This is a genomic window from Chrysiogenia bacterium, from assembly GCA_020434085.1.
Taxonomy (GTDB): domain Bacteria; phylum JAGRBM01; class JAGRBM01; order JAGRBM01; family JAGRBM01; genus JAGRBM01.
Window position 1 is genome coordinate 1 of sequence record JAGRBM010000208.1, and the last position, 1,794, is coordinate 1,794.

Here is a 1,794-nt window from a genome sequence, read left to right on the forward strand (position 1 = left end):
GACGAGGCCCGCATAGCCCACGTAGTTGATGTCGTGCCCGGCCTTCTGCGCGTAGGGGCCGTCCTGGCCGTAACCCGTGATCGCGCAGTAGATGAGGCCCGGGTTCTCTTTCTTGAGCGCTTCGTAGCCGAGCCCCAGCCGGTCCATCACGCCCGGACGAAAGCCCTCAAGCAGCACGTCGCAGTCCTTTGCCAGCCTGCGCGCCACCTCGACGGCACCGGGTTTCTTGAGATCGAGCGAGAGGCTCTTCTTGTTGCGGTTGAGAATGAGGAAGTTGTAGGCGTTCCCGCCGCGCATCAGGTCCTTGCGCATGGTGCGCGAGTAATCACCGATGCCTGGCTGCTCGACCTTGATCACCTCGGCGCCCAGGTCGGCGAGAATCATCGTCGCGTAGGGCCCGGGCAGCAGGCGGGTGAAGTCGAGGACCTTGACCCCTTCGAGGGCGGACTTGGACATTGCGTGTTCCTTCAGGCCGAAAGAGGGCGAGTAGACCTCGCCCCTACGGATTTCGGTGTAGGGGCGGGGTGTACCCGCCCCCGGTTTGTATCATCGCAAAAACTGCCGGTGCGGGTCATACATCCGCAGGATGTAGAGCTCTTCCTTCGTGGGCGGCTCGACGGCTTCGAGTTTGTCGGCGACCTTGAGCGGCCAGCCCACCTGACTCTTGATGTCGGCGACGGCTTCTTCTTCGGATGCATAGCCCTGCGCCCCGCCGGCGAAGTAACCGGTGAGCACGAGCTCTTCCTTGCCGGGCTCTTTCTCGAAGACGCAGCGGTCGGTCACCACCATGCGCACATTCTTCCCGGGCGAGGTGACGTAGTCGCAGGACTCCTTGAACTTTTCCTTGCCCAGGTAGGCCGTCACCACCACGGCGGCCGAGCCGCTGGCCACATCGTTGCCACCGCCCGAGCCCAGCAGGTGCAGCTTGCCGGGGATGCAGGTGGAGTTCACGTCGCCGTAGCGGCTCACCTGCGCGGCGCCCAGCGATCCCAGATTCCGGTCGTTGTTCACATAGATCCCGAGGATGCTCAGGATGTCGTTGGTCTGCAGGCAGGTGGGCGTGTTCTTGAAGTTGAAGATGTAGGGATCGCCCGGCCGGGGCTCGTACCCGAAGTAGCCCATCTCGGCCATGGTCTCGAACTCGTAGCCCTCGTCGCGCAGCTTGGCGAGCGCCAGCCACGCCGAGAGGTTCGCCGCGCCCACGCCGGCGAGCACGTTGCGCAGCTCCAGCTTCTTTGCCAGCTCGGCCTGCTTGCGCGCGGCGGCGACGATCATCATCTCCGATCCGACGTAGACCTTCTCGTCGGGAGACATCTGCCCGGGCTGATCGTTCTCACCGATCCCGCCGGCCGCGGCATCGAGGGTTTCCTCGAGCCACATGCTGCCGTTGGCCTTGCCGCGCAGGCGGCGGATGCGATCGGAACCGAGCTTCTGGAGGAACTCCTCCTGATCCTTGCAGGAGAGAATCCAGTGGTCGAGAAACTCCTGAAAGGCCTGCTCTCCCCCGCGCCCGGCCTTTCGCACCAGGTACTGGAAGTTGTAATCGTCGGCGTACTGGTCGAGGTCCTCGCAGCCCACGTTGGTCTGCCCGCGCGGGTGACCGCCCAGGGGCACGTGCACCACGGCGCTCACCAGGTGCGCCGGCAGCTTCACGCTCGCATTGTGGCGGCGCAGGTATTCGGTCGAGACGAGGTGATCGGTGGAAACGATCACCGGCCCGGTGGCGGCGAAGGCGCCCAGCGGCCCCTCACCCATGGGCGTCGTGATGATCGCATTGCCCGAGACGTCGCAGGC

At 64.9% G+C, this 1,794-nt stretch carries 2 protein-coding genes; both read right to left on the reverse strand.

Annotated elements, in window-relative coordinates; all coding sequences use genetic code 11:
- Nucleotides 1-456: CoA transferase (locus KDH09_06825; protein ID MCB0219391.1), on the reverse strand; the 456-nt coding region annotated here is incomplete at its 3' end.
- A gap of 90 nt (nt 457-546) precedes the next feature.
- Nucleotides 547-1,794, reverse strand: a 1,248-nt coding sequence (locus tag KDH09_06830) for a hypothetical protein (protein MCB0219392.1), incomplete at its 5' end; no start/stop codon positions are given.